Origin of the sequence: Massilia sp. TSP1-1-2, assembly GCF_049896185.1 — a bacterium.
Classification (GTDB): domain Bacteria; phylum Pseudomonadota; class Gammaproteobacteria; order Burkholderiales; family Burkholderiaceae_D; genus Telluria_A.
Genome location: NZ_JAFCTU010000131.1, coordinates 1 through 999 on the forward strand (window position 1 = coordinate 1; position 999 = coordinate 999).

A 999-nucleotide genomic window follows, 5' to 3' on the forward strand; every position below is an offset into this window, starting at 1 on the left:
CGAGGCGGGCAAACAGATATCGCTCGACGTTGCCGGCGACGCCAACCTGATTGTGGCAAAGGCCGGGGACCGCTTCGGCGGCTGGTTGCCCCTGTTTTGCACCACCGCCGACAACTTGACCGGCGTGTTCGTTCCCGACTGCAGCACGGGCGGATTGGCCGTGATGGTGCCGGCAAATGCTAACTTGCCGGTCACGGCGACGTTTGCCACGCGCTCCACCAGCAGCACGCCCTGCGGCGTCTTGCTCTGCAGGCTGCCAGCCCTGAGCAAGCGCACATGCAAGCTGTAGTTCGCGGGCAGGTACTGGCCGGAATTCCACACCATGCGCACCGGCTGCTGGGCGCCGGCGGCAAGCGTTATCTGGCCGATCAGGTTGCCGTCGGCGTCGAATGCGGATCCGGTACCGATGATGTTGTTGTTCTGGTCCTGCACCTGCAGCTGGAGCACGGCTGTGGCGCTGGCGTCGCCCACGTTGCCGATGCTGGTCGCCACGGCAACATCTGCGCCGCTGCCGACACTGCCAGGCGTGACGTTCAAGAGCCCAATCGTGAAACTGCCCACGCCCTGCGACTCCAGCGTGAAGTCTTGCAGCAGCTCGGCGGCGCTGGACACCTGCAGCGTGACCGATTGCGCATTGTAGCCGCTGGCACTGGCGCGCAGCGGAATGCTCAAGCTGCTGATGCTGTCGATCCGATAGCTGCCGTCCGCAGCACTGGTGGCCGACGCACTCGCGCCCACGACCTGAATGCTGGCGCCCGCAACCGCTTGCCCTGCGGCATTGGTCACGCGGCCTTTGACAGCACTACTGGAAAGCTGCTGCGTCATGCTGATCAGGCCCGCGTTGATGGTGGCGCCAGCCGGACCGACGAAGCGCTGCGTCACGCTGCTGTAGCCGGCAAAGGTCAATGTGGCGCTGTAACTGCCTGGATTGAGCGTGATCGCGAACTGGCCGCTGGCGTCGCTGCTGGTGCGCAGCACCGCCGTACCGTCGGAGATCGC

At 65.4% G+C, this 999-nt stretch carries 1 protein-coding gene; it reads right to left on the reverse strand.

Translation table 11 applies throughout. The features are described from left to right. Window positions 1-999, reverse strand: a 999-nt coding sequence (locus ACP7BV_RS27260; protein WP_426108039.1) for a carboxypeptidase regulatory-like domain-containing protein, incomplete at both ends; no start/stop codon positions are given.